General features: G+C 66.7%; 24 protein-coding genes. 15 read left to right on the forward strand and 9 right to left on the reverse strand.

What is annotated here, in order from left to right; all coding sequences use genetic code 11:
* Positions 1-49: 49 nt before the first annotated feature.
* The 4 genes from tyrS to EG854_RS05370 all read left to right on the forward strand — a co-directional run bounded on the left by tyrS (position 50) and on the right by EG854_RS05370 (position 3,707).
* Positions 50-1,306 (forward strand): tyrosine--tRNA ligase, encoded by a 1,257-nt coding sequence (tyrS, locus tag EG854_RS05355; protein ID WP_123286675.1) that lies wholly within the window; start codon positions 50-52, stop codon positions 1,304-1,306.
* A 10-nt stretch (positions 1,307-1,316) separates the two neighbouring features.
* Entirely contained in the window at positions 1,317-1,781 is a 465-nt protein-coding gene (locus EG854_RS05360) for a peroxiredoxin (RefSeq protein ID WP_123286676.1), read from the forward strand.
* Positions 1,782-1,993: 212 nt separating this feature from the next.
* Positions 1,994-3,139 (forward strand): M23 family metallopeptidase, encoded by a 1,146-nt coding sequence (locus tag EG854_RS05365; RefSeq protein ID WP_123286677.1) that lies wholly within the window; start codon positions 1,994-1,996, stop codon positions 3,137-3,139.
* On the forward strand, positions 3,129-3,707 hold the full coding sequence (locus EG854_RS05370; protein WP_241153142.1) for a bactofilin family protein: 579 nt from the start codon (positions 3,129-3,131) through the stop codon (positions 3,705-3,707). Before EG854_RS05365 ends, EG854_RS05370 begins: the two co-directional genes overlap by 11 nt.
* Before the next feature lie 54 nt (positions 3,708-3,761).
* On the opposite strand, the gene prfB is transcribed toward EG854_RS05370, so the two are convergent.
* The 3 genes from prfB to EG854_RS05385 all read right to left on the reverse strand — a co-directional run bounded on the left by prfB (position 3,762) and on the right by EG854_RS05385 (position 8,651).
* Positions 3,762-4,884, reverse strand: a protein-coding gene (gene prfB / locus EG854_RS05375; protein WP_123286678.1) for a peptide chain release factor 2 whose coding sequence is annotated in 2 segments (ribosomal slippage) — positions 3,762-4,814 and positions 4,816-4,884 — 1,122 coding nt in all. Because the reading frame shifts where the segments join, the coding sequence is not laid out codon by codon here.
* Positions 4,885-4,961: 77 nt separating this feature from the next.
* Complete coding sequence (locus tag EG854_RS05380) at positions 4,962-7,346, reverse strand: penicillin-binding protein 1A (protein ID WP_164461886.1); 2,385 nt, start codon at positions 7,344-7,346, stop codon at positions 4,962-4,964.
* Between the two features lie 117 nt (positions 7,347-7,463).
* Complete coding sequence (locus tag EG854_RS05385) at positions 7,464-8,651, reverse strand: N-acetylmuramoyl-L-alanine amidase (RefSeq protein WP_123286891.1); 1,188 nt, start codon at positions 8,649-8,651, stop codon at positions 7,464-7,466.
* Between the two features lie 533 nt (positions 8,652-9,184).
* Here EG854_RS05385 and EG854_RS05390 point away from each other — a divergent pair.
* The 3 genes from EG854_RS05390 to EG854_RS05400 all read left to right on the forward strand — a co-directional run bounded on the left by EG854_RS05390 (position 9,185) and on the right by EG854_RS05400 (position 14,120).
* Positions 9,185-11,728, forward strand: coding sequence for an Rne/Rng family ribonuclease (locus EG854_RS05390; protein WP_123286680.1), 2,544 nt, complete (start codon positions 9,185-9,187; stop codon positions 11,726-11,728).
* Positions 11,729-11,869: 141 nt separating this feature from the next.
* Positions 11,870-13,285 carry a M48 family metalloprotease gene (locus EG854_RS05395; protein WP_123286681.1) on the forward strand — a complete coding sequence of 472 codons (1,416 nt, stop codon included), beginning with the start codon at positions 11,870-11,872 and terminating at the stop codon, positions 13,283-13,285.
* A gap of 7 nt (positions 13,286-13,292) precedes the next feature.
* Positions 13,293-14,120, forward strand: a complete 828-nt coding sequence (locus tag EG854_RS05400) for a DsbA family protein (RefSeq protein WP_123286682.1) — start codon at positions 13,293-13,295, stop codon at positions 14,118-14,120.
* Here EG854_RS05400 and EG854_RS05405 read toward each other — a convergent pair.
* Genes EG854_RS05405 through EG854_RS05415 form a run of 3 tightly spaced genes read right to left on the reverse strand, consistent with a single transcriptional unit; the run spans position 14,117 to position 16,058 of the window.
* Complete coding sequence (locus tag EG854_RS05405) at positions 14,117-14,899, reverse strand: HisA/HisF-related TIM barrel protein (RefSeq protein WP_123286683.1); 783 nt, start codon at positions 14,897-14,899, stop codon at positions 14,117-14,119. The two genes, EG854_RS05400 and EG854_RS05405, sit on opposite strands and share 4 nt — an antisense overlap.
* Before the next feature lie 52 nt (positions 14,900-14,951).
* Positions 14,952-15,149: a sulfur carrier protein ThiS gene (thiS, locus tag EG854_RS05410; protein WP_123286893.1), complete on the reverse strand. Its 198-nt coding sequence runs from the start codon at positions 15,147-15,149 to the stop codon at positions 14,952-14,954.
* Between the two features lie 57 nt (positions 15,150-15,206).
* A complete protein-coding gene (locus EG854_RS05415; RefSeq protein ID WP_123286684.1) occupies positions 15,207-16,058 on the reverse strand; it encodes an ion transporter in 852 nt (283 codons plus the stop codon).
* A 193-nt stretch (positions 16,059-16,251) separates the two neighbouring features.
* On the opposite strand from EG854_RS05415, the gene aroQ reads away from it, so the two are divergent.
* Genes aroQ through aat form a run of 4 tightly spaced genes read left to right on the forward strand, consistent with a single transcriptional unit; the run spans position 16,252 to position 19,293 of the window.
* Entirely contained in the window at positions 16,252-16,713 is a 462-nt protein-coding gene (aroQ, locus tag EG854_RS05420; RefSeq protein ID WP_123286685.1) for a type II 3-dehydroquinate dehydratase, read from the forward strand.
* Positions 16,714-16,740: 27 nt separating this feature from the next.
* The gene (gene accB, locus EG854_RS05425; protein WP_123286686.1) at positions 16,741-17,244 is read left to right on the forward strand and encodes an acetyl-CoA carboxylase biotin carboxyl carrier protein; all 504 of its coding nucleotides are present in this window, start codon (positions 16,741-16,743) and stop codon (positions 17,242-17,244) included.
* A gap of 4 nt (positions 17,245-17,248) precedes the next feature.
* Entirely contained in the window at positions 17,249-18,604 is a 1,356-nt protein-coding gene (gene accC, locus EG854_RS05430; protein ID WP_123286687.1) for an acetyl-CoA carboxylase biotin carboxylase subunit, read from the forward strand.
* A 20-nt stretch (positions 18,605-18,624) separates the two neighbouring features.
* The gene (gene aat / locus EG854_RS05435) at positions 18,625-19,293 is read left to right on the forward strand and encodes a leucyl/phenylalanyl-tRNA--protein transferase (RefSeq protein WP_164461888.1); all 669 of its coding nucleotides are present in this window, start codon (positions 18,625-18,627) and stop codon (positions 19,291-19,293) included.
* Here aat and EG854_RS05440 read toward each other — a convergent pair.
* Positions 19,260-19,964, reverse strand: coding sequence for a DUF2155 domain-containing protein (locus tag EG854_RS05440; protein ID WP_123286689.1), 705 nt, complete (start codon positions 19,962-19,964; stop codon positions 19,260-19,262). The two genes, aat and EG854_RS05440, sit on opposite strands and share 34 nt — an antisense overlap.
* The gene (locus tag EG854_RS05445) at positions 19,961-20,371 is read right to left on the reverse strand and encodes an NADH:ubiquinone oxidoreductase subunit NDUFA12 (RefSeq protein ID WP_123286690.1); all 411 of its coding nucleotides are present in this window, start codon (positions 20,369-20,371) and stop codon (positions 19,961-19,963) included. The genes EG854_RS05440 and EG854_RS05445 overlap by 4 nt, the downstream gene beginning before the upstream one ends.
* 149 nt (positions 20,372-20,520) lie before the next feature.
* On the opposite strand from EG854_RS05445, the gene EG854_RS05450 reads away from it, so the two are divergent.
* Both EG854_RS05450 and EG854_RS05455 read left to right on the forward strand, forming a co-directional pair.
* Positions 20,521-21,033: a pentapeptide repeat-containing protein gene (locus tag EG854_RS05450; protein ID WP_123286691.1), complete on the forward strand. Its 513-nt coding sequence runs from the start codon at positions 20,521-20,523 to the stop codon at positions 21,031-21,033.
* A gap of 62 nt (positions 21,034-21,095) precedes the next feature.
* Complete coding sequence (locus tag EG854_RS05455; protein ID WP_241153143.1) at positions 21,096-22,070, forward strand: pentapeptide repeat-containing protein; 975 nt, start codon at positions 21,096-21,098, stop codon at positions 22,068-22,070.
* Positions 22,071-22,176: 106 nt separating this feature from the next.
* Here EG854_RS05455 and aspS read toward each other — a convergent pair whose 3' ends face one another.
* A complete protein-coding gene (gene aspS, locus EG854_RS05460) occupies positions 22,177-24,018 on the reverse strand; it encodes an aspartate--tRNA ligase (protein WP_123286692.1) in 1,842 nt (613 codons plus the stop codon).
* A 153-nt stretch (positions 24,019-24,171) separates the two neighbouring features.
* Between aspS and EG854_RS05465 the strand changes: the two genes are divergently transcribed.
* Positions 24,172-24,564 (forward strand): hypothetical protein, encoded by a 393-nt coding sequence (locus tag EG854_RS05465; RefSeq protein WP_123286693.1) that lies wholly within the window; start codon positions 24,172-24,174, stop codon positions 24,562-24,564.
* A 71-nt stretch (positions 24,565-24,635) separates the two neighbouring features.
* Entirely contained in the window at positions 24,636-25,949 is a 1,314-nt protein-coding gene (locus EG854_RS05470; protein ID WP_123286694.1) for a PepSY-associated TM helix domain-containing protein, read from the forward strand.
* The last annotated feature ends 49 nt before the right edge of the window (positions 25,950-25,998 follow it).

Raw genomic sequence — 25,998 nt, forward strand, 5'->3', positions numbered from 1 at the left:
GATGTCCGTGCTACACGCCCCTTCCCTTTCCCGCCATGCCTTAAGCCCCATGACCGATCACGCCTTTCAGTCCGACTTTCTCAAGACGCTGCGGGATCGCGGCTATATCCACCAGATCACCCATCCGGACGAGCTGGATGCGGCAACGCGGTCGGGCGTGGTGTCGGGCTATATCGGGTTTGACGCGACGGCCCCCAGCCTGCACGTCGGCTCGCTGATCCAGATCATGATGCTGCGCCGGCTGCAGCAGGCCGGGCATCGCCCCGTGGTGGTCATGGGCGGCGGCACGACCAAGGTCGGCGATCCGACCGGCAAGGATGCCTCGCGGCCCCAGCTGACCGACGAGACGATCCAGTCGAACATCGCCTCGATCCGCACGGTGTTCGAGAAATTCCTGACGTTCGGCGACGGGCCGACCGATGCGGTCATGATCGACAATGACGACTGGCTGTCGACCTATGGCTACATCCAGTTCCTGAGGGACTACGGCACCCATTTCACGGTCAACCGCATGCTGGCCTTTGACTCGGTCAAACTGCGGCTTGAACGCGAGCAGCCGATGACCTTCCTCGAGTTCAACTACATGCTGATGCAGTCGGTGGACTTCCTCGAGCTGAACCGGCGGCTGAATGTGACGCTGCAGATGGGCGGCTCGGATCAGTGGGGGAATATTGTCTCGGGTGTCGATCTGGTGCGGCGGGTGGACCAGAAGGCCGCCTTTGGCCTGACCACGCCGCTGTTGACCACGGCATCGGGCGGCAAGATGGGCAAGACGGCCCAGGGTGCGGTGTGGCTGAACGCCGAGCAGCTGAGCCCGTACGACTACTGGCAGTTCTGGCGGAATGTGGATGATGCGGATGTGGGCAAATTCCTGCGCCTGTTCACCGACCTGCCGCTGGACGAGATCGCGCGGCTGGAAGCGCTGGACGGCGCGGCCATCAACGACGCCAAGAAGGCTCTGGCCGATGCCGCAACGACCATGCTGCACGGCGCCGGCGAGGCGGACAAGGCGCGCGCTGCGGCCGAGGGCGCGTTCGAGCGGGGAACGCTGTCTGCGGACCTGCCCACGGTTGAGCTGCCGCAGGACGAGGTGATTGGAGCGATGATCGCGGCCGTGACGACGCGGGCCGGCCTGACGGCCTCCAACGGTGAGGCCCGGCGTCTGGCCCAGGGGGGCGGGCTGCGGCTCAATGATGAACCGGTTGCCCATGGGGCCCGCCTGATCGAGGCGGCGGATATCAATGCAGACGGTGTCCTGAAACTGGCCGCCGGCAAGAAGAAGATCGTTCTGGTGAGACCTGTCTGAGGAGACGCAGATGTCCGAGCTTGAAGGCAAACCCGTTCCGGCATTTGACATGCCGACCGCCGACGGGGACCGGGTCAGTGACGGGGCGCTGAAGGGCCGGCCCTATGTGCTCTACTTCTATCCGAAGGCGGACACGCCCGGCTGCACGACCGAGGGCAAGGACTTCTCGTCCTTGATGGACGACTTTGCCGCCGCAGGGGCCCGGGTGATCGGCGTGTCGAAGGACACGGTTAAGAAGCTGTCGAACTTCAAGGCCAAGCACGACCTGACCGTCACCCTGGCGGCGGACGAGGATGAGAGCGTCTGTGCGGCGTTCGGCACCTGGGTCGAAAAGTCGATGTACGGCCGGACCTATATGGGCATCGAGCGCGCCACCTTCCTGATTGATGCCCAGGGCGTGATCCGCCACCAGTGGCCCCGGGTGAAGGTCAAGGGCCATGCCGAGGAGGTTCTGCAAGCTGTTCGCAGCTTGTAGATTCGCAGTCCGACCTGCGAGACCGACAACTGTCCGAGAGCTGACGGGTCGTCACGGAAAGCCAGATTCGCGGTTCGCGTGACAGGCGAAATCCAGTCTTGCCGAGCAGCGTTATTCTCCGAATACGATTCCAAAGAGGGTTAATGCTTCCCTAACAGGGTTGAAGCTTCACCGTCGCTGGCGCATAAAGCGTGCGTTCGGGGGTGTAGCGTATGCGCGACGAGGCAGAAACGACCCGGACAGGATGGCTCCAACGGTGGTTTCCTGTCCGTTACATCTATCTTCGCACGGGCGATGAGGTTCAGGCCTACGCCCTGACGGCCCGACGCCAGATCCTGATGGGGGCGGTGGCCGTGGGACTGATCGGCTGGGGCGCGATCGCCAGCTGCGGCTTCATCCTCGACATGATCGGCGTCAGCCAGGCCGAGCGCGCTGTGGCCCAGGCCCGCGCGACGTCCGAGCGCGTCAATGCCGATCTGCAGGCCCGTCTTGAGACCGCCGTGGTGCGGATGACCGCCAGCACCGGCTCGCTCGAGGAAATGGCCCAGATGGTCGAGCGGCGCCACGCCGCCCTGACCCAGGTCATGGGCACCTTCCGTGGCGTGGACGGCGCCGAGCTGGAGCTGCAGCCCGTCGTCATGAGCGACTCCGACAGCCGCACGCCGATCGAGCGCATGGCCGCGGTGCGCATGGATCAGGAGCGTCTGATCGCCCGGGCTGAACAGTTCGCCGAGACCCGCGCCGAACGGCTGCGGCTAGCCTTCCGGCTGGCCGGGTTGAACCCTGCCGCCTACATCGGACAGGGCACCTCGCTGGGCGGGCCGCTGATCCAGGCGGACGATCCGAGCGCGCTGGCGGCCATTCTGGATGTCGATGAGCCGTTCGCCGCCCGCATCCTCAGCGCGACCAGCAATCTGGGCGATATGCGCGCCCTGACCGACGCGTCCGGCGGCCTGCCGTTTGCCCGGCCGACCCAGGCGCGCACGACCTCGGGCTTTGGCGTGCGGTTCGATCCGTTCAACGGTCGCCCTGCCCTGCATCAGGGTCAGGACTTTGCCGCGCCGCTGAATACGCCGATCTATTCGACCGCGCCGGGGGTGGTGTCTTTTGTTGGCGTTCGTTCAGGGTATGGCAACACCGTTGAGATAGACCACGGAGGCGGTTTCAAGACGCGCTACGCCCATCTCAACTCGGCGTCCGTTCAAATCGGGCAGCGGGTCGCGCTGGGCCAAAGAATCGGGGCCATGGGTTCGACCGGACGGTCGACCGGTGTGCACCTGCACTATGAGGTCTGGATGAACGGCCGCGCCCAGAATCCAGCCCGCTTCATGAAAGCCGGAGATTATCTTGTTCAATAAGTCGAAGTCCCCCGCCAAGCCGTCGTCGGTGCCGTCGATCCCGCCGCTGCCCGACATGCCGCAGGCGCCCCAGGCATCGCAGGCGGCACAGGCCCCCTCGTCCCAGCCGCGCCAGCCCGCGCCGCAACAGCAGTCGTCGGGCCGCAATCTGTCGACCCTGTCGGCGGACCTGCGGTTTGAAGGCAATATCTCGGGCTCGGGCGACCTGCAGGTCGACGGCCAGATCAAGGGCGACGTCAAGGTCGGTCGCCTGATTGTCGGCGAGACCGGCGCCATCGAAGGCAGCGTCAATGCCGACTATGTCGAGGTGCGCGGCCGGATCGTCGGTGCCGTCTCGGGCAAGCAGGTCAAGCTGATCTCCACCGCCTACGTCGACGGCGACATCACCGCCGAACAGCTGTCGATCGACATCGGCGCCTATTTCCAGGGCCGCTGCATCCAGGGCAGCCGAAACGCCGCGCCGGCCTCGGCCCCGCGCCCGTCGGCCCAGCCTGCGGTTGCCGCCCAGGCCCCGCAGCCGGTGCCCCAGGCCGAAACGCCGCAACGGATCGACATGTCGTCCAACTAGGGTCGGCAATCTCTTCGGATATGGAAACGGGGCCTCGCGGCCCCGTTTTTCGTATCAGCTGTCGGCACCATCGCGGGTCTCGCCGACCCGGGCCGCCAGCGCCGCGCCCATGAAGGCGTCCAGATCGCCGTTCAGCACGCCGTCGGTGTCGGAGGTTTCGACATTGGTCCGCAGGTCCTTGACCATCTGATAGGGCTGCAGGACGTAGGAACGGATCTGGTGGCCCCAGCCGATGTCGGTCTTGGCGTCGGCCAAGGCCTGGGCCGCGGCCTCGCGCTTTTGCAGTTCCAGTTCGTACAGACGGGCGCGCAGCATCTTCCAGGCCTGTTCGCGGTTCTGGTGCTGGGAGCGCCCGGCCTGACAGGCCACAACCGTGTTGGTCGGTACGTGGGTCAGACGGACAGCCGAGTCGGTCTTGTTGATGTGCTGACCGCCCGCACCGGACGCGCGATAGGTGTCGGTGCGGACATCGGCCGGGTTGATGTCGATCTCGATGGTGTCATCCACGACGGGCGACACCCCGATCGAGGCGAAGCTGGTGTGGCGTTTGGCCGCCGCGTCATAGGGGCTGATGCGCACCAGCCGATGCACGCCCGACTCCGACTTCAGCCAGCCATAGGCGTTGGGTCCCTCGATCAGGAGGGTGGCCGACTTGACCCCCGCCTGTTCGCCGGATTCCTCGGCCTCGATCGTGACCTCATAGCCGTGGGCTTTGGCCCAGCGGGAATACATGCGCAGCAGCATGCCGGCCCAGTCGTTGGACTCGGTGCCGCCGGCGCCGGAGTTCACTTCCAGATAGGCGTCATTGCCATCGGCCTCACCGGACAGCAGGGCTTCCAGCTCGGCGCGCGCGGCGCGGTCCTTGATGGTCTTCAGGGATGCGACGGCTTCCTGATAGGTGGCCTCGTCGTCTTCCTCATCGGCCATTTCCGAGAGCATGATGCCCTCTTCCAGACCGGTCTCCATCTCGCGCACCGTGCCGATCCGGGCTTCCAGCTGCGAGCGTTCGCGGCTGACGGCCTGGGCCTGGTCGGGGTCATCCCACAGGGTCGGGTCCTCGACCCGGGCGTTCAGCTCATCCAGTTTCCGTAGGGCGACATCCCAGTCAAAGACGCCTCCTGAGCAGAGCCACGCTCTGCTCGATGTCAGCCTTCAAGGCCTCGACATCCGCTCTCATCGCCTACTCCTGCGATCTGATGAAAAGGCGCACCCGACCGTGAGGCCGGATGCGCGACAAGCAGCGTACCTAGAGGGTCAGTAGAGCCCGCTCAAGTCCTCTGCCGGTTCCTTCTTGGGCGGAGGCGGCGTGGTGGCCGGGGGCGCAGTGGCCTCCTGACGCGTCTTTTCTTCCTGCTCGCGCCGGATGATGTCGTTGTAGTTCTGCGGCCCCGTCGGCGTTTCGGGCTCACGCGTGGGCTCGGGGATGCGGCGCTCGGTGCCGGGGCGGAAGGCTTCCTCGATACCGTTCACCGTGCGGAAGACGGCATTCCGGGGCTTGAGGAAAGGCCGCGCCGGATACTCCTTGAGGGCTTCCTGCATGAAGGCATTGAAGATGGGCACGGGCGTCGCCGCACCGGTCTCGCCCCGTCCCATGGGGCGGTTGTCGTCAAAGCCGATGAAGACGCCCACGACAATGTCGGTCGTGAAGCCGACGAACCAGGCCGAACGGTATTCATTGGTCGTGCCGGTCTTGCCCCCGACCCAGCGGCCGAGACCGCGGGCGCTGGCGCCGGTGCCGCGCTGGATGACGCCTTCCAGCATCGAACTGACCTGATAGGCGGTGATGGGGTCGATGACCTGTTCCCCGCGCGGCTCGAGACGCGGTGATTCCTGCCCGCTGAAGCCCCGGGTGCACTCGCGGCAGGTGCGGTCTTCGGCATTGAACACCGTCTCGCCGTTCCGGTCCTGGATCAGTTCGATCAGATAGGGTTCGATCCGGCGTCCACCATTGACGAAGGCGGCATAGGCGGCGGTGAGGTCATAGGGCGTGGTCTCGCCGGCGCCCAGCGACACCGACAGATTGGGCTGCAGGTCATCGGCCACACCCATGGTCTCGGCCAGATCGACGATCTTGCGCATGCCGACCTGATCGGCCAGCCGGACGGTCATGACGTTGCGCGACAGCTCCAGCCCCCGGCGCAGGGTCTGCGGGCCATAATATTCGCGGCTGTAATTTTCTGGCGTCCAGCGGGTGCCGTTCGGACCACCGGCAAAGCTGATCGGCGCGTCCAGTACGATCGAGGCCGGGGTGAAGTCGCCCTCCAGCGCGGCGGCATAGACGATCGGCTTGAAGGCCGAGCCGGGCTGGCGTCGGGCCTGGGTCGCGCGGTTGAAGCTGGACAGGGCGTAGGAGTAGCCGCCGACCATGGCCAGTACCCGGCCGGTCTGGGGGTCGATGGCAACCAGGGCGCCGTTGACGGCCGGAATTTGTTTCAGCGCGAACTGGTCGCCACGCGGCTCGACAAAGATCAGGTCGCCCCGCTGCAGCCGTTTGTTGGCATTGGCCCAGGCGGCATCTGCCGGGACCAGAGCGCCAACACCGTCACTGACGGCCAGACGGATGCGAACGGTGTTGCCCGATACGCTCTCGACCGCCGCCGCCTGCCAGTTCCGCCGTTCAGGGGGCGTGGTTTTCTTCCGGGCCTCCTCCTGCCAGCCGTCTGCGAAGTCTGTGGTGCCCCAGGGGCCGCGCCAGCCGTGGCGGCGATCATAGGCCTCCAGCCCGGTCATCAGGGCGTTGCGGGCGGCCGTCTGGAGGGTCGGATCAAGGGTGGTGCGCAGGTAATAGCCGCCTGCATTGATGGCCTGGGCACCGTATTCGGCAATGGCCCGGCGGCGAGCTTCTTCCACGAAATAGTCGGCGTCGCGGTACTGGGCCCGCATCGGCGCGTCCTGGGTGATCAGGGGTTTGGCGCGCGCGGCAGCCAGCTCCTGCTGCGTCAGGGCCCGGTTGTCGGCCATTTCGCCGAGAACCCAGTCGCGCCGGGCCTTTGCGGCTTCGGGATAGCGTTTAGGGTGATAGTTGGTCGGTCCCTTGGGCAGGGCCGCGAGGAAGGCGGCTTCTTCAGGCGTCAGCTGCTCCAGCGACTTGCCGAAATAGTTGTAGGCCGCCGAAGCGATGCCATACGACCGATAGCCCAGATAGATCTCGTTCAGGTACAGCTCGATGATCTGTTCCTTGCTGAGGGTCGCCTCAAGCCGGCTGGAAAGGATGGCCTCCTTCAACTTGCGGTTCACGCTGGTCTCATTGGTCAGCATGATGTTCTTGGCGACCTGCTGGGTGATGGTCGATCCACCCTCAAGCCTGCGCCCGGTCGCCACGTTGAAGATGTTCTTGAACATGGCCCGGCCGAGGCCCGAGACATCGACGCCGCCGTGGCTGAAGAAATTCCGGTCTTCGGCGGCCAGAAACGCCTGGATCACGACGGGCGGGATCTGGTCGTAGGACACATAGATTCGGCGTTCTTCGGAAAACTCGCCGATCAGGGTGCCGTCACCGGCATAAACGCGCGTGGCCGTCGCCGGCCGGTAATCGGCCAGCTCGGTCGCATCAGGCAGGTCATGGAAAAGCCACGCCGCGTAAACGGTGACCACCAGGCCAGCCAGGGCAATCGCGCCCAAAAGGCCGATACCCGCCATCACGAACCAACGTTCGGCTATCTTCACCGCTCACTCCGACAGGACCTGTCCTGAGGGTTTAGCCCGCGTCGCCGCCCCGCGAAAGGGTCTGTAACGTCACGGCGGGGCATTGGCCGGTCAGGGGGTGCCACCGGCCTGTGGCGTCCCGGCATAGCGGGTCGGGCTTTGCAGCGCCTGGAAATAGGCGTCGATGCCCGCCACCACGCCCCGCATGAGGTCGCGACGGCGGCGCTCGTCCAGCAGGATGCGTTCGTCCTCAGGATTGGTGACGAACCCCATCTCCAGCAGCACCGCCGGAACATCGGGGGCCAGCAGGACCGCCAGACCGGCATCACGGTGGCTGCGCCGCAGCATGGGGTGGCCGGTGCGCTCGATCTCGCCCAGCAGCGACCGCGCGAACCAGGCCGAGCGATTCTGGGTCGAACGCTGGGTCATATCCAGCAGGATGCGGTCCACCGACGGGTCCTGGCCGGGCAGATGCAGCTCGCGGTGCCAGTCATCGCGAACGGTAAACTCGCGTACGGCCCGCCCGGCGCCCTGTTCGGACAGGGTATAGACGCTGGCGCCGCGCGTGGCCGGATCGGCCCCGGCGTCGGCGTGCAGGCTGATGAACAGGTCCGCACCCGCCTCGCGGGCGATCTCGACCCGGCGCGGCAGGCCGACATAGACATCGGTCGAACGGGTCATGAGGACGCGATAACGGCCCGTGCGCTCCAGTTCAGCCTTGAGCGCCAGACCGGCGGCAAGGGTTATGGCACTTTCGCGCGACTGCTGGCCTGATGCGCCGGGGTCTCGCCCGCCATGACCGGGGTCGATGACGATCAGGGGCCGCTGATCCCCGCGCCGGCCACGCGCCGGTGTGGCGGCGCCCCGGGGCGGCGGCGTCGCCATGGCGGTCGACGCCTCGCCTGTGGCCTTCAGATCGATGACATAGCGATAGTGCTCGACGCCATCGCCGGGCGACAGCAGGAAGCGACGCTCGACTTCGACCCCCGACGCCAGGGCCAGTTCGATTCGCGAGCGGCTGCCGGCCTGGGCGACGCGATAGGTGCGCACCAGCCCCATCCCCGGCCCGCTCTGGCCACGACCGGCGCGAATATTGTCCAGATCGACGACCAGTTGGCCGCTGCCTCCGGCCTCGACGAGGGTGCCGCGCGTCGAGGCGTCCAGATCAATGACCACGCGGGTGCGCTGGGCATCCCCGCCGAAGCGCACCCTCAGGACATCACCGTCGGCTCCGAGAGCCAGCCCGCGCGTGGCGGTCAGCAGCAAGGTGCAAAGCACGACAAGGGCCAGGGCGGTCATGGCCCATTCCTTCGCCCCCCACCGGGCCAGATCGAATTTCAGTGTCGCGCGCATTCTGTCGTAACCGCAGGTATTCACAGGACCGATTTTCGGTGATGCCACACCTGACACAGGCCTCTGTGGATTCCGTTAAGGCCAAGTCGCTTTCAATTCGCGCACGGGCTGCCTATTGTCTGTGTGCTGCGGTCGCGGCCCGTTTCGTGCGGGCCGTGCGGCCATCAGCCCCGATCCCACCCTTCTGACGCCCGCACGGCCTGACCGACGGACGACAGGGCGGAACCGGCCCCACGGATGAAAGACCCCCGACGAAAGGGATGTCTGGCAGCCACCGGGCCGCGTTTCAGGAACACGCACGACCATGGGCCTTTCGACCCGCTCGAATCTGGAGATCGAACCTGTTCGCACAGCCGACGGCCTGACCGTCTGCGCGGGGTTCATCCGGGTCCATGCCCCTCATTCATTCAGGCGAGCCGCTCGACCGGTCGGGACACGTCCCGACGGGCGGGGACCGGCGCGCCCAGGAAAGATCCTTCATGTCCAAGACAATGCTTATCGACGCGGCCCATGCCGAGGAGACCCGCGTCGCCATCGTAGAGGCGCGCCAGGTTGAGGAATTCGACTTTGAATCCCGCGCCCGTCGCCAACTTCGCGGCAACATCTATCTGGCCAAGGTCACACGGGTAGAGCCCAGCCTTCAGGCCGCCTTCGTCGAATACGGCGGCAATCGCCACGGCTTCCTAGCCTTCAACGAAATCCACCCGGACTATTACCAGATCCCGGTCGCCGATCGCGAGGCGATCATGGCCGAGTTGTCCAATTCGTCATCCGATGACGACTCTGAGCACGACGATCTGGGCCGCGAGAGCGACGACGGTGAGTCGGAAGGCGGGCTGGCCGACGAGGAACGTCTGAAGCGGCGCCTGATGCGGCGCTACAAGATCCAGGACGTTATCCGCCGTCGTCAGATCCTGCTGGTGCAGGTGGTCAAGGACGAGCGCGGCGCCAAGGGCGCGGCCCTGACCACCTGGCTGTCGCTGGCCGGCCGCTACTGCGTGCTGATGCCCAACACCGGCAAGGGCGGCGGCATCTCGCGCAAGATCACCCAGGCCACGGATCGCAAGCGCCTGAAGGCGGCGGCAGCGGCACTGGACGTGCCCAAGGGCATGGGCCTGATCATCCGCACGGCCGGCGCCAAGCGCACCAAGGCCGAGATCAAGCGTGACTATGAATATCTGCTGCGACTGTGGGAGACGATCCGCGAGACCACCCTGGGCTCGAACGCGCCCAGTCTGATCTACGAAGAAGAAAACCTTGTCCGCCGCGCCGTGCGCGACATGTTCGACAAGGATTTCGACGGCATCCAGGTCGAGGGCTATGAGGGCTGGAAGCAGGCCCGCGACTTCATGCGCGTGCTGATGCCCGCCCATGCGAAGAAGGTGCACCTGTATACCGGCTCCAAGCCGCTGTTCGCCGCCCACGGCATCGAGGATCTGCTGACCCAGATCCACCAGCCGACGGTGCCGCTGAAGTCCGGTGGCTATCTGGTGATCAACCAGACCGAGGCGCTGGTCGCCATCGACGTCAACTCGGGCCGCGCGACCAAGGAACGCAACGTCGAGCAGACAGCCTACAAGACCAATCTGGAAGCCGCCGTCGAGGCTGCGCGCCAGTTGCGGCTGCGCGATCTGGCCGGGCTGGTGGTCATCGACTTCATCGACATGGATGAGTCGAAGAACAACCGGTCGGTCGAAAAGACCATGAAGGATGCGCTGGCCAAGGATCGCGCCCGCATCCAGATGGGCCGTATCTCGGACTTTGGCCTGATGGAAATCAGCCGCCAGCGTCGTCGTCTGGGCGTGATCGAGGGGGCCACCGAGGTCTGCCCGCACTGCCAGGGCGCCGGACGGGTTCGCTCGGCGGAGTCGGCGGCGTTGATGATGCTGCGCGGCGTCGATATCGAAGCCGGCAAGAATGGTGCCGGGACCATCGGCCTGAAAGTGCCGCTGGACGCAGCCCTGTACATCCTGAATCACAAGCGCGCCTATCTGGACGCCATGGCGCGGATGCGCGGCGTGGTGGTTATGGTCTCGGTCGACGAGAGCCTGGCGCCGGGCGACTATGCCATCGAGCGGCTGACCACGGATCCCGAGTTCGTCGCCCCCGAGGCCGATGCCCTGCCGGTCGATGACATGCCGGTCGACGATCTGGCCTTTGACGAGGACTATGAGGACGAAGACGAGGATGAGGACTTCGACGTCGCATCCGAGGATGCCGACGAAACCGTTCAGGAAGACCGCGCACCGCGCGACCGGGGCCGTCAGCGCGCACCGGCTCCGGAGGCTTCGGACGACGACAGCGAGGACGGGGGCCGCCGCCGCCGTCGGGGTCGTCGCGGCGGACGTCGCGTCCGCGAGGACAGCGAACGGGACGGCTTCAACTGGGTGCGCGGTCGCACACCCTCGCTGACCGACCCCTATGTCTGGTTCGATCCGCTGAACCCCCATGCTGATACGGACTCGACCGAGCCCCGGCCTGTGCAGGCTGACAAGGCCGACAGCCATCCTGCCAATGATGACGGCGAGAACGAAGGCGAACGCGAGGGCGGTGGCCGTCGCCGTCGTCGCCGTCGTGGACGCGGACGGGATCGGACCGGTTCCGACGAGGCCAGCCCGCGCGCCGAGGCTCGCGCCGCCAATGAAGGCATGATCGACGAAGAGCCGGTCGATACCGCCGTCACCGCTTCGGCCGAGACCGAAACGTCGGTGCCTGTGACGGAAACGGCGGACGTCGAGCCCGCTCCGAAACGCCGCCGCGTGCGTCGTAAGGTCGTCACCGAAGCCACGGACGATGAGGTCCCCGTCGAGGTCGAAGCCGAGACGACCCTGCCGCCGACGCCGGTCGAACCGGAGGCCCCTGGTGAACCGGCACCTGTTGCCGAGGAACCTGCGGACGATGTCGTCGTCAGCAAGCCTGCTTCCGCGCGCAAGACGGTCGATGTCGAGGAAATCCTGGCCAGCGACCCGAACCAGATCACGGCCCCTCCGCCCAAGCCCAAGCGCGGGTGGTGGCGCCTTTGACCTGACGCCCCATCATGGGGGATGATCACGGTGACCGGTCATGCCGGGCGGGACGGCCATTGTTTGGCCTTGTCGCCCGGCGACCAATGACGATCCCGGAAAAGGGCGACCGGGCCGGTCGCCGTCGGACAGGAGCGTACCTTGAGCTGGCTTAAGCGATCTGTTTCCCGCATCACCGGTGTAGCTGTCGCCATCGCGGCGCTGCTGGCGCTGCCAGCGCACGCCCAGGCCCAGAGCATCATCCGCGATACGGAGATCGAGGGAATCATCCACGACTGGTCCGCGCCCGTGTTCACGGCGATGGGACTGGAGCCGGATGAAATGACCATCCTGCTGGTCAATGATCCGTCGCTGAACGCCTTTGCCACGCGCGGCCGGATCATGGGGCTGAACACCGGCCTGATCCTCGAGACCGACAATCCCAACCAACTGCTGGGCGTCATCGCCCATGAGGGCGGCCACATCCGCAACCGCCACACCCTGCGCGACGGGGTGCAGAACGCGGGCATGCAGCCGTTTCTTATGACCATGGCGCTGGGCGCGCTCGCCGCCGTGGCCGGTGCGCCGGACGCCGCCGCCATGCTGGTGGCCTCCAGCCAGTATTTTGGCACCCTGGGTGCGCTTCGGTATATGCAGAGCCAGGAGGGCGAGGCCGATATCACCGCCGCCCGAGCACTGGAGTCAGCTGGTCTTTCCGGTCGGGGCCTGATCGAATTCTTCGAGAATTTCCGCTCGCAGGAAGTCTTCTCCGAAGCCCGCCGCTTTCCCTATTTCCGCAGCCACCCCCTGTCCTCGCGCCGCATCGAGAACCTGCGCGGCCCGGTCGAGTCCTCCCCCTATTACGACGAGGTCGACAGCCCTGAGCGGATGGCGGAGCACGCCCTGATCATCGCCAAGATCCACGCCTTCATGGATCATCCGGGCATTACCCTGCGCGAATATCCCGAGAGCGACACCTCCCTGCCCGCCCGTTATGCGCGGACCATCGCCTGGTTCCGCGACGGTCAGACCGACCGGGCGCTGGCTGCCGTGGACGCCCTGATCGAGGAACAGCCCGACAACCCCTTCTTCTGGGAGCTGAAGGGCCAGATCTATTTCGAGGAAGGCCGTCCGGTCGAGGCCATCGAGGCGCACCAGCGCTCGGTCGAGCTCATGCCGGACGCGCCGCTGCTTCGGATCAATCTGGGCCACGCCCTGCTGGAATCGCGCGATGACGACCTGCTGGAACGCGCCGTCGTCGAGCTGAAACAGGCCACGGTACTGGAGCATGACAACCCCATGGCCTGGCGCCTGCTGGGTCAGGCCTATTCCCAGCTGGGCCGTGAGGGCGAGGCGCGGCTGGCCTCGGCCGAATACCACTACGCCATCGGTCAGGTTGATCAGGCGACCCAGTTTGCCCTGCGCGCCCGCGACATGCTGGAGCCCGGCTCGATGGAATGGCGCCGCGCCATGGACATTATCCTGGCATCCGGAGCGACCATGGACGACCTGCGGGTGCTGGACGAATCGACGGCGAGGCGCCCAACAGGGGTCCTGCCTCCGGAACCCGTGAACTAGAGACCGCATGACCGACACACCGCCCGCCCCCAAGCGCCGCGCCGCGCGCAAGCCTGCCCCTGAGGCCGTCCAGCCGCCTCCGGCTCTCACGCCGGTTCCGCAACCCGGCTGGATGGCTCGCTATGGCGTGCAGGCCGCGGTGGCGGTGTCCGTGATCGCGCTCGGCCTGTCGGCCTGGGCCAGCTTTGGCGGTGGCTTTGAGACCCGTGTGCGAACCTATCTGGTCGAAAACCCCCAGATCCTCGACGAAATGGTTCAGGCCCGCGACCAGCAGGCCGCCAGCCAGAGGATCGAGCGGCTGAACGCAGGCATCGCCGCCCTGCCCCAGGTGCTGGAGCCCGGGCCGGGCGAGCCGGTGTTCGGTCCGCCCGACGCGGCGGTGACCGTCGTCGAATATTTCGATTACCGCTGCCCGTACTGCAAGACGGCCGCACCCGGTGTGATGGAGCTGATGCGCGCCCATCCCGACGTCCGTTTCGTGTTCCGCGAATGGCCGATCCTGGATGCCGGCACCAGCACCGTCTCGCAGCACGCCGCGCGGGCCGCTCTGGTCGCGCACAGCCAAGGCAAGTACCTGGCGGTCCATCAGGCCCTGATGGCTGAGAGCGCCCTGTCGCACGAAGTCATCGACCGCATTCTGGCCGAGAACGGCGTCGACACCGGCCCGGACGGTGCGGCCCTGAACGCTCCGTCGGTCAGCCGCATTCTGGCGGATGTTCAGGCGGGGGCCGGCGCGGTCGGCATGGACGGCACGCCGACCTTCTTCATCAACGGCCGGGCCAGCGCCAGCAATGCCCCCGCGGCCATCGCCCAGGCCATCGCAGCGGCCCGCTAGATCAGCCCACTGAGCGGCGACGAGGCGCTGGCGTAGCGGCGCTTGGGCATGCGCCCGGCCAGATAGGCCTCGCGCCCCGCGATCACCGCATGCTTCATGGCGCGCGCCATGCGGATGGGGTCCTTGGCCTCAGCGATGGCGGTGTTCATCAGCACGGCGTCGCAGCCCAGTTCCATGGCGATGGCGGCATCCGATGCCGTGCCCACCCCGGCATCGACCAGCACCGGCACCTTGGCCTGTTCGACGATCAGCCGCACATTGACCCGGTTCTGGATGCCCAGACCCGAACCGATCGGGGCGGCGGCGGGCATGATGGCGGCGGCGCCTGCCTCTTCCAGATGGCGGGCCATGACCACGTCATCGGTGCAATAGACCATGACGTCAAAGCCGTCCTTGACCAGCATCTCCAGCGCGCGAAGCGTCTCGGGCATGTCGGGATAGAGGTGCGGCGTGTTCGACAGCACCTCCAGCTTGACCAGATTCCAGCCGCCCGCCTCGCGCGCCAGCCTGAGCGTCCGGACCGCATCCTCGCCGGTGAAACAGCCGGCCGTATTGGGCAGATAGGTAAAGCGGTCGGGCTTCACGTGATCGACCAGCATCGGCTGGCTGGGGTCCGACAGGTTCACCCGGCGCAGGGCCACGGTGACGATCTCCGCCCCCGCCGCCTCGGCCGCCGCAGCGTTCTGGGCATAGTCAGCATACTTGCCGGTCCCCACGATCAGCCGCGAGGAAAAGGTGCGACCGGCAACGGTCCAGGTGTCGGAGTGTTTGTCAGTCATGGGCGACACCTAGGCCTCCCGCGCATCCGGCAAAAGAGGCGTGAAGCGAAATTCACCCCCCGCCGACGAACTGGACGATTTCGATGCGGTCGCCGTCGGTCAGGGTGGTGGTGGGGTGGAGGGACTTCGGCACGATCTCGAGGTTGCGCTCGATGGCGACCTTGCGCGGGTCGAGGCCCAGTTCCTCGACCAGGGCGGTCAGGGTGGTCGCGGTGACGTTGCGGTCTTCGCCATTGACCTGGATATGCAGCACGGCAGCGTCCTTCCTCGGCAGGGGGCCCGGGTAGCACAGGGGCGGGGCCTGCATCTAGCCGGGGCGACCCGTCAGGCTGGTGCTCAGATCGGTCATGGCGCGTCTCAGCTCGGCCAGTTCGCCGCGCAGGGCGGCCATGTCGGCGACGTCTTCTGCATGGGCCTGCTGGCGTTCCTCGCTGGCCAGACGCAGGTCCTCTTCCAGCTTGCGCCGCTCGGCCTTCGCCTCTTCCTCGTGCTCGGCCTGCATGGCGTTGACGACGATGCCGATGAACAGGTTCAGCATGGTGAAGGTGGTGCACAGGATGAACGGGACAAAGAACAGCCAGGCATAGGGATGCACCTCCATCACCGGCCGGACGATGCCCATCGACCAGCTCTCCAGCGTCATGATCTGGAACAGGGAATAGGCCGAGGCCGGGATCGAACCGAACCACTGGGGGAAGTCGGCGCCAAACAGCTTGGTCGCCATGACCGACGCCACATAGAAGATCAGCCCCATCAGCAGCACGATCGAGCCCATGCCCGGCAGGGCGCTGATCAGGGCGCCGACCACCCGCTTCAGCGACGGCACAATGGTGATCATGCGCAGCACGCGCAGGATCCTCAGGGCGCGCAGCACCGAGAACGGGCCGGCCGCCGGCACCAGGGCGATGGCCACGACGCCGAAGTCGAACAGGCTCCACGGGTCCTTGAAAAAGGCCAGCCGGTGCACCGCGATGCGGGCCACCACCTCGACCACGAAGATGGCCAGCACGATCTTGTCCAGCACCAGCAGCACCGGGCCGACGCGGTCCATGACCCAGGCGCTGGTCTCGAGCCCCAGGGTGATCGCATTCAGGATGATCAGGGCGAGAATGAATCGCTCGGTCCGGGGCGACGTCACAATCTGTCTGAGGCGGTCCAAGGCAGTCTCCGGCGGAGGGGATTTGCCCGCCCCCTTGCCGCATTCCGAAAGGGGACGCCAGAGGCCCGGACGACGCGCTCCGCCGCGCCCGGTTGCCGCAGGGGCAATCTTTCACGCGCGCGGTTTGATAACCGCCCCGCCTCGGCTAAAAGGCAGGTCCGATTCCGGTCGGACCGCCCTTTTCATGAGCGCAATGCCCGAGACCCTCGCCCTCCACGTTCTGAACGGCCCGAACCTCAACCTGCTGGGAGAGCGTGAGCCGGACATCTATGGTCGCGAGACGCTGGCTGACATCCAGTCCCTGTGCGAGGCGGCGGCAGGCGACGTGCCGGTGGTCTTTCGCCAGTCGAACCACGAAGGTCAGCTGGTCGAATGGATTCATGAGGCCCGGAGCAGCGCGCGGGCGCTGGTCATCAACCCGGCGGCCTTCACCCACACCTCGATTGCCCTGCTGGATGCGCTCAAGACCTTGGACATTCCGGTCGTGGAGTGCCATCTGAGCAATCCGGCGGCGCGGGAGGAGTTCCGGCGCCATTCCTATGTCTCGCTGGTGGCAACCGGCGTCATTTCGGGCTTTGGCCCCCATGGTTACGAGCTGGCGGTCAAGGCCGCGCTCCGGCTGGCGCAGGAACGCGCTGACGTCGCGGCTCGTTGAAGAATGAACAAGAAGGTCCCTTCCCCTATGGCTGTGAAGAAATTGCCGAACGACGCCGAGATCGACACCACCCTGGTTCGCCAGCTGGCGGACATCCTGAAGGAAACCGAGCTCTCGGAGATCGAGGTCGAGCGCGGTGAACTGAAGATCCGCGTGGCGCGCGAGCTGACGGTCGCGGCCGGACCCGTCACCTATGCCGCGGCCCCTGCACCGGCGGCCGCCCCGTCCCCCGCAGCCGCTGCCGCGCCCGCCGCGCCGATGCCCAGCGATCCGGCCACCATCGTCGCCCGCTCGGGCGAAGAGGTGAAGTCGCCGATGGTCGGCACCGTCTATCTGCAGGCCTCGCCCGAGGCTCCGCCGTTTGTGAACATCGGCGACAAGGTGAAGAAGGGCCAGACCCTGCTGATCGTCGAAGCCATGAAGACGATGAACCCGATCCAGGCCCCGCGCGACGGCGTGGTCGCGGATGTGCTTGTGGGCGACGCCCAGCCGGTCGAGTTCGGCGAACCCCTCGTCCTGCTCGAGGCCTGAGCCGGTGTTTAGCAAGGTCCTGATTGCCAACCGGGGTGAGATCGCCCTGCGTATCCACCGCGCCTGCAAGGAGATGGGCATCTCCACCGTGGCCGTGCACTCGGAAGCCGACCGGGGCGCCATGTGGGTGCGGCTGGCCGACGAAAGCGTCTGCATCGGCCCGGCGCCGGCGGCCAAGTCGTATCTGAACATTCCCTCGATCATCGCGGCGGCCGAAATCACCGGTGCCCAGGCGATCCACCCCGGCTATGGATTCCTGTCGGAAAACGCCCGCTTCGCCGAGATCGTCGAGGCCCACGGCATGACATTCATCGGGCCCAAGGCCGAGCACATCCGGGTCATGGGTGACAAGATCACGGCCAAGCAGACGGTGCTGGATGCCGGCATTCCCTGCGTGCCGGGCTCGAAGGGCGAGGTCGAGACCATCGAGGCGGCCATCGCGGCCTCGAAGACCATCGGCTTCCCCCTGATCGTCAAGGCAGCCGCCGGCGGCGGCGGGCGCGGCATGAAGGTGGCCCTGACCGCCGACGATCTGGTCGAGGCCGTCCAGACGGCCCAGTCCGAGGCCAAGGCGGCCTTTGGCAACGGCGCGGTCTACATGGAGCGCTACCTCCAGAAGCCTCGCCATATCGAGCTTCAGGTCGTGGCCGACAGCCACGGCAATGTGGTGCACCTAGGCGAGCGCGACTGTTCGCTGCAGCGGCGCCACCAGAAGATCCTCGAAGAGGCCCCCTCGCCCGCCCTGTCGGCGGCTGAACGCGTCGCCATCGGCGAGACCGTCAACAAGGCCATCGCGGCCATCGGTTACCTCGGTGTCGGCACCATCGAATTCCTGTGGGAGGACGGCGAGTTCTTCTTCATCGAGATGAACACCCGCCTGCAGGTCGAGCATCCGGTGACGGAAATGATCACCGGCGTCGATCTGGTTCGCGAACAGATCCGCATTGCCGCCGGAGAGCCACTGTCGTTCACCCAGGACGATGTGAAATTCACCGGCCACGCCATCGAATGTCGCATCAATGCCGAGAATGCCGAGACCTTTACCCCCTCGCCCGGCACCATCACCGACTATCACGCGCCCGGCGGCCTGGGGGTGCGCATGGATAGCGCCATCTATGCCGGCTATACGATCCCGCCCTATTACGACAGCCTGATCGGCAAGCTGATCGTGCACGGTCGCGACCGCGAGGCCTGCCTCGCACGGCTGAAGCGCAGCCTGAACGAGATGGTCGTCGGCGGCATCGACACCACCATTCCCCTGTTCCAGAAGCTGTTGAACGAGCCCGATATCCTGTCCGGAGATTACGACATTCACTGGCTGGAGAACTGGGCCAAACGCCAGAAGGGTCCGGCCAGCTGAGCGAGGCGGTCTCCACGCCCATCGAGCCGGAGGCGCTGACCGCCGACTATCTGCTGCACGCCTATCGCCATGGGTCGTTTCCCATGGCCGACAGTCGGGACGACGACGCCCTGGTCATGATCCGCCCGCACTTTCGCGGGGTGATCCCGCTGGACCGGTTTCACATCCCGACGCGCCTCGCCCGGACGGTACGCAACACGGACCTCATCGTGCGGGTGAACGGCGACTTCCCCGGTGTCATCGCCGGATGCGCCGCGGTCATCCGTGACCGGTGGGACACCTGGATCAACCGCCGCATCGAGCAGGCCTACACCGAGTTGCACGATCGCGGGCATGCCCACAGCGTCGAATGCTGGGCGGGCGATACGCTGGTGGGCGGGCTCTATGGAGTACAGATCGGCGGGGCGTTTTTCGGCGAGAGCATGTTTACCCGCCAGCGCGACGCCTCAAAGGTGGCGCTGGTTCATCTGGTGGCGCGCCTCAACCGGGCGGGGTTCAGCCTGCTGGACGCCCAGTTCGTCAACGATCACCTGAAACAGTTCAACATTCTCGACGTCCCGCACCGGCTCTACATGCAGGATCTGAGACCGGCGCTGGAGCAGACGCCCGACATGGCGGCGTTCAGGGCCGAGATGACCGGTCAGCAGGCGCTGGACTATGCCCGGCAGTCGACCAGCCAGGCGTCATAGACGGGGTGTTCCAGCACGCCGAGGCCCGGCGATGAGGCGAACATCCAGCCCCGGAACAGCTGACGCGGCTCGGCCCCGGTGATCACGCCGCGCGGTTGCAGGCTGATTTCGAGATAGCCAGCCGCTTCCTGATCGCGTTCTCCCTCGGTCGAGACCTCGCAGGCCCGCACCCGGAAGATCAGCTCGCGCTTGAAGGCGACCGGGCGTCCGCCGACCTCGACCTCAAAGCGAATCGATTCCGCCGTGACCTTGTCGACAGCCTGGACCACGGCGACGCGGCGGCGCTGGCGCGGGGGCGGAGGTCCTTCGGGTTCGGTCGGAGCCTGGACAACCTCGACCTCTTCTTCTTCCTCGTCCTCTTCCTCGGCGGGGGGCGCGATCTCGTTCAGAGCCTCGCCTTGCCGGGCCCGGTTCAGGGCGGCGGTGGTTTCCTCGGGCGTCGGCGGAACGGGCACGGGTGCGGCCGGGGCCGGCTGGGCATTGGGCGCAGTCTCGGTCGGGCCGAGGCTATTGGTCTGAGCCGGGTCCTGCGCCGGGGTCGGACCGACAGGTGGATCCTGAATCGGGCGGGCGTCCTGGGGACGGTCATTGAGCGCAGCAGTCACGCCCACGCCTCCGACCGCCAGGGTGGCGGCCACAACCAGTCCCAGAATGCGGGCCGGGCGCTTCATTCGGGCTTCCACGCCTCATAGTCGCCGGTCGCGGCGGGGCGCTGGCCCTCGGTCAGGACCGAGCCCGGCGGACGCCAGGCCATGGGCGTCCCGCTCATATTGGGCATATGGTCCTTTTCCCAGCTCTGGCGGTGCAGGGCGTCCTCGGTCGGCGGTTCGTCAAAAGTGTAGTGCAGCCAGCCGTGCCAGTCGGGCGACACCTTGGTCGCCTCGGCATAGCCCTCATAGATCACCCAGCGCCGGTGCCGCCCGTCATAGCTCTGGGTGTCGCGCGATTCGTAATAGCGGTTGCCCAGGGCGTCCGTTCCAACCAGACGACCGCGCTTGGCCACTGTGAACAGCGTGCCGATCGTCGCACCACTCCACCAGGAAAACAGTTTGGCCAGCACGTCTCGGAACCCAGTCATGACAGAAGGCGCGGACCTGTGCGCGCCGGTGGCATCATACGAACCGGCACCGGGCGCGTCCAGCGGTGGATCGTCCCATGCCGAGGCTCTCGTCGCGGCGCGAAACTTGCAAGGCGGGGCGCGACCTATCACCGCCTGGGACGCCCTTGATGACCCGACCATTCCTCGCCACCGCCCTCGGGCTGTCCGCCGTCATTCTGGTGCTGGCCGCCGCCCTGCCCGAACCGGCCCTGGCCCAGAACGCCAGCCAGATCGCGCGGGTCAGGGCGGGCCAGAGCTGCCCGGGCTGCAACCTGTTCCAGGGCGACTTTTCCTACATGGAGGCGCGCGGTCTGAACCTGTCCGGGGCGCGGCTGCGTCAGGCGAACCTCAGCCTGTCCGTGATGAACCGGACGCGCTTCACCAATGCGGACCTGCGCGATGTCGACGCCTATGGGGCCGTGTTTTCCAGCGCCCGATTCGGCGGGGCCAATCTGACCAACGCCAGTTTCGTCGGGACCTTTCTGGAAGGCGCCGACTTCTCCGGAGCCCGACTGGACGGCGTGAATTTCTCCGGCGCACAGATGCAGGGCGCCACCGGACTGACCCAGCGCCAGCTGGACCGGGCCTGCGGAGACGCGGCCACCCGCCTGCCGGGATCGCTTCGCATTCCCGCCTGCTGATGGTCTCCATCCTTACGGCGAATTAAGTAGGGATTTGTGGGCAATGACGGCATGGAGAAGGCGTGAAAAGTCTTGTGATCCCCTTTGCGAAGCCTGAGCCGAGCGGTCGGACCGCCCTGGTCGGACTGGCCCTGTTGACGGCCCTCGTCGCCACGACGGCGCGCGCCGGGGACACCGATGCCCACACGGGCCGTCAGGAGTCGCGCTTCACGCGCCAGATCCAGGACGTGCTGCCGGTCCAGGACGGCACCTTCCAGATTTACCCGCAGGATCCGGACGTGGCCCGCGTGGTCTCGCTGGGCGGCACCTGCCGACGCTGCGAACTGTCGGGACGGAACCTGTCCGGCGCCACCTTTACGGCCGCCACCTTCATCGACGCCACCCTGGTGGAAACGGACCTGCGCGGGTCCGAACTGGTCGGCTCGAACTTCTCGGGCGCAGACTTCACCCGGGCCGACCTGCGCGGCGCGACGCTGGTCGCCGCCAACTTTACCGGTGCGGATTTCACCAATGCCCGGCTGGACGGGGTCGAGGGGTTGGGATCGGTCTTCGTGCGCGCCGACATGTCCGGGGCCAATCTGTCCGGTGCGGCGCTCGGCGGTGCCAATATGAACGGCGCCATTCTGGTGCGGGCCAATCTGAACGGGGCCGAGTTGTTCGGCGTCACCCTGGCCAATGTGAATGCACGCGGCGCCGATTTCCGCAATGCCGAGGTCACCGCCTCGAACCTTTCCAACGGCAATTTCGCCGGTGCGGACTTCCGCGGCGCGGAGCTGAACGGGGCCCGACTGACGGGCGGCTCGTTCTCGCGGGCCGATTTCACCGGCGCCTCTCTGGAGCGGGCCGACATTCGCGGCACCGACCTCAGCCTGTCGCGCGGCCTGACCCAGTCCCAGATCAGCGAGGCTTGTGCCGACTCCTCGACCCGCCTGCCTGGTGGTCTGACGGGCCGCAGCTGCCGCAACCTGTCGCGGGTTCAGCCCCCGGCCGCCCCCCGCCCGCCGGCACCGCCCCGCGTGGTGGTCGCAGGGCGCTAAACGGCCTCACGCGTCATCCTCTGGCTTGACCAGAGGATCGGTCCGGGCATGTCGCCTATGAGCGTGACACCGACCCTCGGATCAAGTCCGAGGGTGACGGGCGTTCTCAGACCTTGATCGGCAGGGCCGTGCGGATGTGGACGTCCTTGAGCTGACGCTCGGCCGCTTCCGTCGGCGCGTTCATCAACAGATCCTCGCCCTGCTGGTTCAGTGGGAAGGCGATGACCTCGCGAATGGCCGTCTGGTTGGCCAGCAGCATGACGATCCGGTCGATGCCGGGGGCCAGACCGCCGTGCGGCGGCGCGCCATAGCGGAAGGCGTTCAGCATGCCGCCGAACTGGTCCTCGACCACCGAGGCGTCATAGCCGGCGATCTCGAAGGCCTTCAGCATGATCTCGGCCTTGTGGTTCCGGATGGCGCCCGAGCACAGCTCATAGCCGTTGCAGACGATGTCGTACTGATAGGCACGGATGGTCAGGGGATCCTGGGTCTCCAGCGCCTCCAGCCCGCCTTGGGGCATCGAGAAGGGGTTGTGGCTGAAGTCGACCTTCTTCTCTTCCTCGGACCATTCGAACATCGGGAAGTCGACGATCCAGCAGAATTTGAACTGCGCCTCGTCGATCAGCTTCAGCTCGGACGCCACGCGCGTGCGGGCCAGACCGGCGAATTTGGCGAAGGTGGCGGGCAGGCCGGCGGCGAAGAAGGCGGCGTCGCCCTTGCCCAGACCCAGCGCGGTCATCAGGGCCTCGGTCGGCTCCTGACCCAGATTCTTGGCGATCGGCCCGCCCCAGGCCTGCTGGTCGTCGGACCAGAAGATGTAGCCGAGGCCGGGCTGGCCCTCGCCCTGAGCCCAGCTGTTCATGCGGTCGCAGAAGGCGCGCGAGCCGCCGGTCGGGGCCGGGATGGCCCAGACGGCGTTCTTCTGGTCGGCACCGAGGATCTTGTTGAACAGGCCAAAGCCGCCGTCGCGGAAGTGGTCCGACACGTCCTGCATCTTGATCGGGTTGCGGGTGTCCGGCTTGTCGGTGCCGTACCACTTCATCGACTGTTCGTAGGTCAGGCGCTCGAAGCCCTTGTGCTCCAGCGTCTGGCCAAAGTCGTTGGTGAAGGTCTGGGGCTGGTCGATCGGAGACACCGGCTTGCCGTCGGCGAACTCCTCGAACACGCCATGCATGACCGGTTCGATGGCCGCAAAAACATCCTCTTGCGTGACGAAGCTCATCTCGACGTCCAGCTGATAGAATTCCAGCGAGCGGTCGGCGCGCAGGTCTTCATCGCGGAAACACGGCGCGATCTGGAAATAACGGTCGAAGCCCGAGACCATCAGCAGCTGTTTGAACTGCTGCGGGGCCTGCGGCAGGGCGTAGAATTTGCCGGGATGCAGGCGCGACGGCACGAGGAAGTCGCGCGCACCTTCGGGGCTGGAGGCCGTCAGGATCGGGGTCTGGTACTCAAGGAAGCCCTGATCGACCATCCGGCGGCGGATCGAGCTGATCACCTTCGAGCGCAGGACGATATTCTTGTGCAGGGTCTCGCGGCGCAGATCGAGGTAGCGGTGCTTCAGGCGCAGCTCCTCCGGATATTCCGGCTCGCCAAACACCGGCAGGGGCAGTTCGGCGGCTTCCGACAGGACCTCGACGGCCTTGACCTGGATCTCGATCTCGCCGGTCGGCAGGTTGGCATTCTTCGTTTCGGCCGAGCGGGCCACGACCTCGCCGTCCACGCGGATGACGCTTTCGGCCCGCAGGCGCTCGACCGCCTCAAAGCCCGGCGTCTCGGGGTGCAGCACCAGCTGGGTCAGGCCGTAGTGGTCCCGCAGGTCGATGAACAGCAGGCCGCCGTGGTCGCGCTTGCGGTGGACCCAGCCCGACAGACGGACCGTCTTGCCGGCATCGTCACCCCGAAGGGCGCCGCAGGTGTGGGTACGATAAAGATGCGTCTCGGCCATGGGTCTGGATCGGTCGTCAAAGGGGGAGAATTCGGGAGGGCGGAAGGGCGCATTATCGCCGCTGAAAGTCAAGCGTGCGGGCGCTCCGCCGTGCGGCACGCCGCCCCTCTCAGGGGGCTTTTCGCGGACGTTACAATGTAGCATAGGGGAGACGTGACACGCGAACCGACCGATGAGATCAGCCTGACGCGGGCGCTGGCCATTCTGGCCGCGACCTTCGCCATCGTGTTCGCCACCCTGCTGCCGTCCGCCGTCGCCGCTTCGACCGCCACCGACACTCCGGTCCAGCTGTGCTCGGGCCAGATCGTCCGCGTTATGCTGGACGCCGATGGCCACCCGGTGCCAGCGGAAGATGACGACCGCGCCACCCTGACCTGCGCCATGGCCCTGCTGTCGGGCCTGCAGGCGGTCGATGTGCCGCCGGTCACCCTCGCGGCACCGCCGGTCGAGCCCCGCGCCACCGCTCCCGCGCCCCTGCCGGAGACCGCCCGGCCGGCCTTCCGCCATTCGCCCAAGCCGCCCGCGACCGCCCCACCGCAAGCCTGATCAGACCTCCTCATCGTCCGCACGACGCCGTTGCGTGTGTGTTCCCTGTCTGATTCCAGGATCCTGCTTTTATGAATTCCCCCATTGTTTCCGACGCCTTCCGCGCTGTCTGGCGCTGGCATTTCTATGCCGGACTGTTTGTCCTGCCGTTCCTGATGCTGATGGCCCTGACCGGCGGCCTCTATCTCTACAAGGCCGAGATCGAGGGCGTCGCATACCGCTCGCTGGCCACCGTCGAGGTCCGCGAGGCCCGCACCTCGCCCGATCAATGGCGACAGGCCGCTGAACAGGCGGTCGGCGGCACGGCTGCGGCCGTCGTGGTCCCGGACCGCCCGGACCGCGCCGTACAGGTTCGCGTCCGCACGGATCAGGGCGAGCGCACGGCCTTCGTCGATCCGTATACCGGTCAGGTCACCGGCACGGTCGGCGGACAGGGCGTGATGGAGATCGTCAAAAAGCTGCACAGCCTCGAACTGTTCGGCAAGCCCTTCAATATTCTGGTCGAGATCGTCGCCGGCTGGGCCATCATCCTGTTCGCCACCGGCCTGTTCCTGTGGTGGCCGCGCAAGGGCCGCGACGTCGCCGTCGCCCTGCCCCGCCCCGGCGATCCGGCCCGGCGGCCCTTCTGGCGGAATGCCCATGCGGTGACCGGCCTCTATGCCGGCGGCATCATCCTGTTCCTCGCCCTGACCGGCATGCCCTGGTCGGCGGTCTGGGGCGACAAATTCCTCAATGTGATGCGCGAGAGCGGTCTGGGGCGGCCCCCCGCTCCGGCCGCCGCCAGCGCCTGGAGCCACGGCAAGGGTCACAACGCCCCATCCGGCACCGGTTGGACAATGGAGCACGCGGTCCTGCACGCGCCCTCCGAAGGCCCCGGCATCCTGTCGCGGGTGATCGCCACCGCCGAGGCCGAGGGCATGGGCCAGCCCTATACGGTGTCGATCCCGGAGGACCCGTCGCTGGCCTTCTCCATCGCGCGCCTGACCCGAAAGGCCGAGGACGCCCGCAGCCTCTATGTCGACGGCATGACCGGGCAGGTGGTGGGTGACCTGCGCTGGGAACAGTTCGGCGGCGGCGCCAAGGCGTTTGAGTGGGGCATCGCCGTTCACCAGGGCATGCAGTACGGCGAGATCAACCGGCTGCTGATGCTGTTCGGCTGTATCGGCATCTGGGTGCTGGGGATCAGCGGCGGGCTGATGGCGTGGAAGCGGCGGCCGAGAGGTGCTGGCCTGACCGCTCCGCCCCGGCCGACCGACCCCCGGGCCCGCGCGGCCGTGCTGGGGATTGTCGTGCCGCTGGGGGTGATCTTCCCGCTCACCGGCCTGTCGCTGCTGGCGGCACTCGGCCTTGAGGCGGCCTGGCGACGGGTCAGACGGCGACGCTGAACCGGTTCATCCACAGGCGGGCGCGCTTGTCCCCCCTGACCACAGGCGG

Source organism: Brevundimonas halotolerans, assembly GCF_003730275.1.
GTDB lineage: Bacteria > Pseudomonadota > Alphaproteobacteria > Caulobacterales > Caulobacteraceae > Brevundimonas > Brevundimonas halotolerans.

What these genes read in the sequence shown, in the direction of transcription:
- EG854_RS05385 (WP_123286891.1), bottom strand. Translation starts at nt 8,651, where the DNA reads ATGACCGCCCTGGCCCTTGTCGTGCTTTGCACCTTGCTGCTGACCGCC.
- EG854_RS05400 (WP_123286682.1), top strand. Translation starts at nt 13,293, where the DNA reads ATGACCGACACACCGCCCGCCCCCAAGCGCCGCGCCGCGCGCAAGCCT.
- EG854_RS05440 (WP_123286689.1), bottom strand. Translation starts at nt 19,964, where the DNA reads ATGAAGCGCCCGGCCCGCATTCTGGGACTGGTTGTGGCCGCCACCCTG.
- EG854_RS05470 (WP_123286694.1), top strand. Translation starts at nt 24,636, where the DNA reads ATGAATTCCCCCATTGTTTCCGACGCCTTCCGCGCTGTCTGGCGCTGG.
- EG854_RS05405 (WP_123286683.1), bottom strand. Translation starts at nt 14,899, where the DNA reads ATGACTGACAAACACTCCGACACCTGGACCGTTGCCGGTCGCACCTTT.
- tyrS (WP_123286675.1), top strand. Translation starts at nt 50, where the DNA reads ATGACCGATCACGCCTTTCAGTCCGACTTTCTCAAGACGCTGCGGGAT.
- EG854_RS05445 (WP_123286690.1), bottom strand. Translation starts at nt 20,371, where the DNA reads ATGACTGGGTTCCGAGACGTGCTGGCCAAACTGTTTTCCTGGTGGAGT.
- EG854_RS05450 (WP_123286691.1), top strand. Translation starts at nt 20,521, where the DNA reads ATGACCCGACCATTCCTCGCCACCGCCCTCGGGCTGTCCGCCGTCATT.
- EG854_RS05390 (WP_123286680.1), top strand. Translation starts at nt 9,185, where the DNA reads ATGTCCAAGACAATGCTTATCGACGCGGCCCATGCCGAGGAGACCCGC.
- aspS (WP_123286692.1), bottom strand. Translation starts at nt 24,018, where the DNA reads ATGGCCGAGACGCATCTTTATCGTACCCACACCTGCGGCGCCCTTCGG.
- EG854_RS05380 (WP_164461886.1), bottom strand. Translation starts at nt 7,346, where the DNA reads ATGGCGGGTATCGGCCTTTTGGGCGCGATTGCCCTGGCTGGCCTGGTG.
- EG854_RS05365 (WP_123286677.1), top strand. Translation starts at nt 1,994, where the DNA reads ATGCGCGACGAGGCAGAAACGACCCGGACAGGATGGCTCCAACGGTGG.
- EG854_RS05360 (WP_123286676.1), top strand. Translation starts at nt 1,317, where the DNA reads ATGTCCGAGCTTGAAGGCAAACCCGTTCCGGCATTTGACATGCCGACC.
- accB (WP_123286686.1), top strand. Translation starts at nt 16,741, where the DNA reads ATGGCTGTGAAGAAATTGCCGAACGACGCCGAGATCGACACCACCCTG.
- aroQ (WP_123286685.1), top strand. Translation starts at nt 16,252, where the DNA reads ATGCCCGAGACCCTCGCCCTCCACGTTCTGAACGGCCCGAACCTCAAC.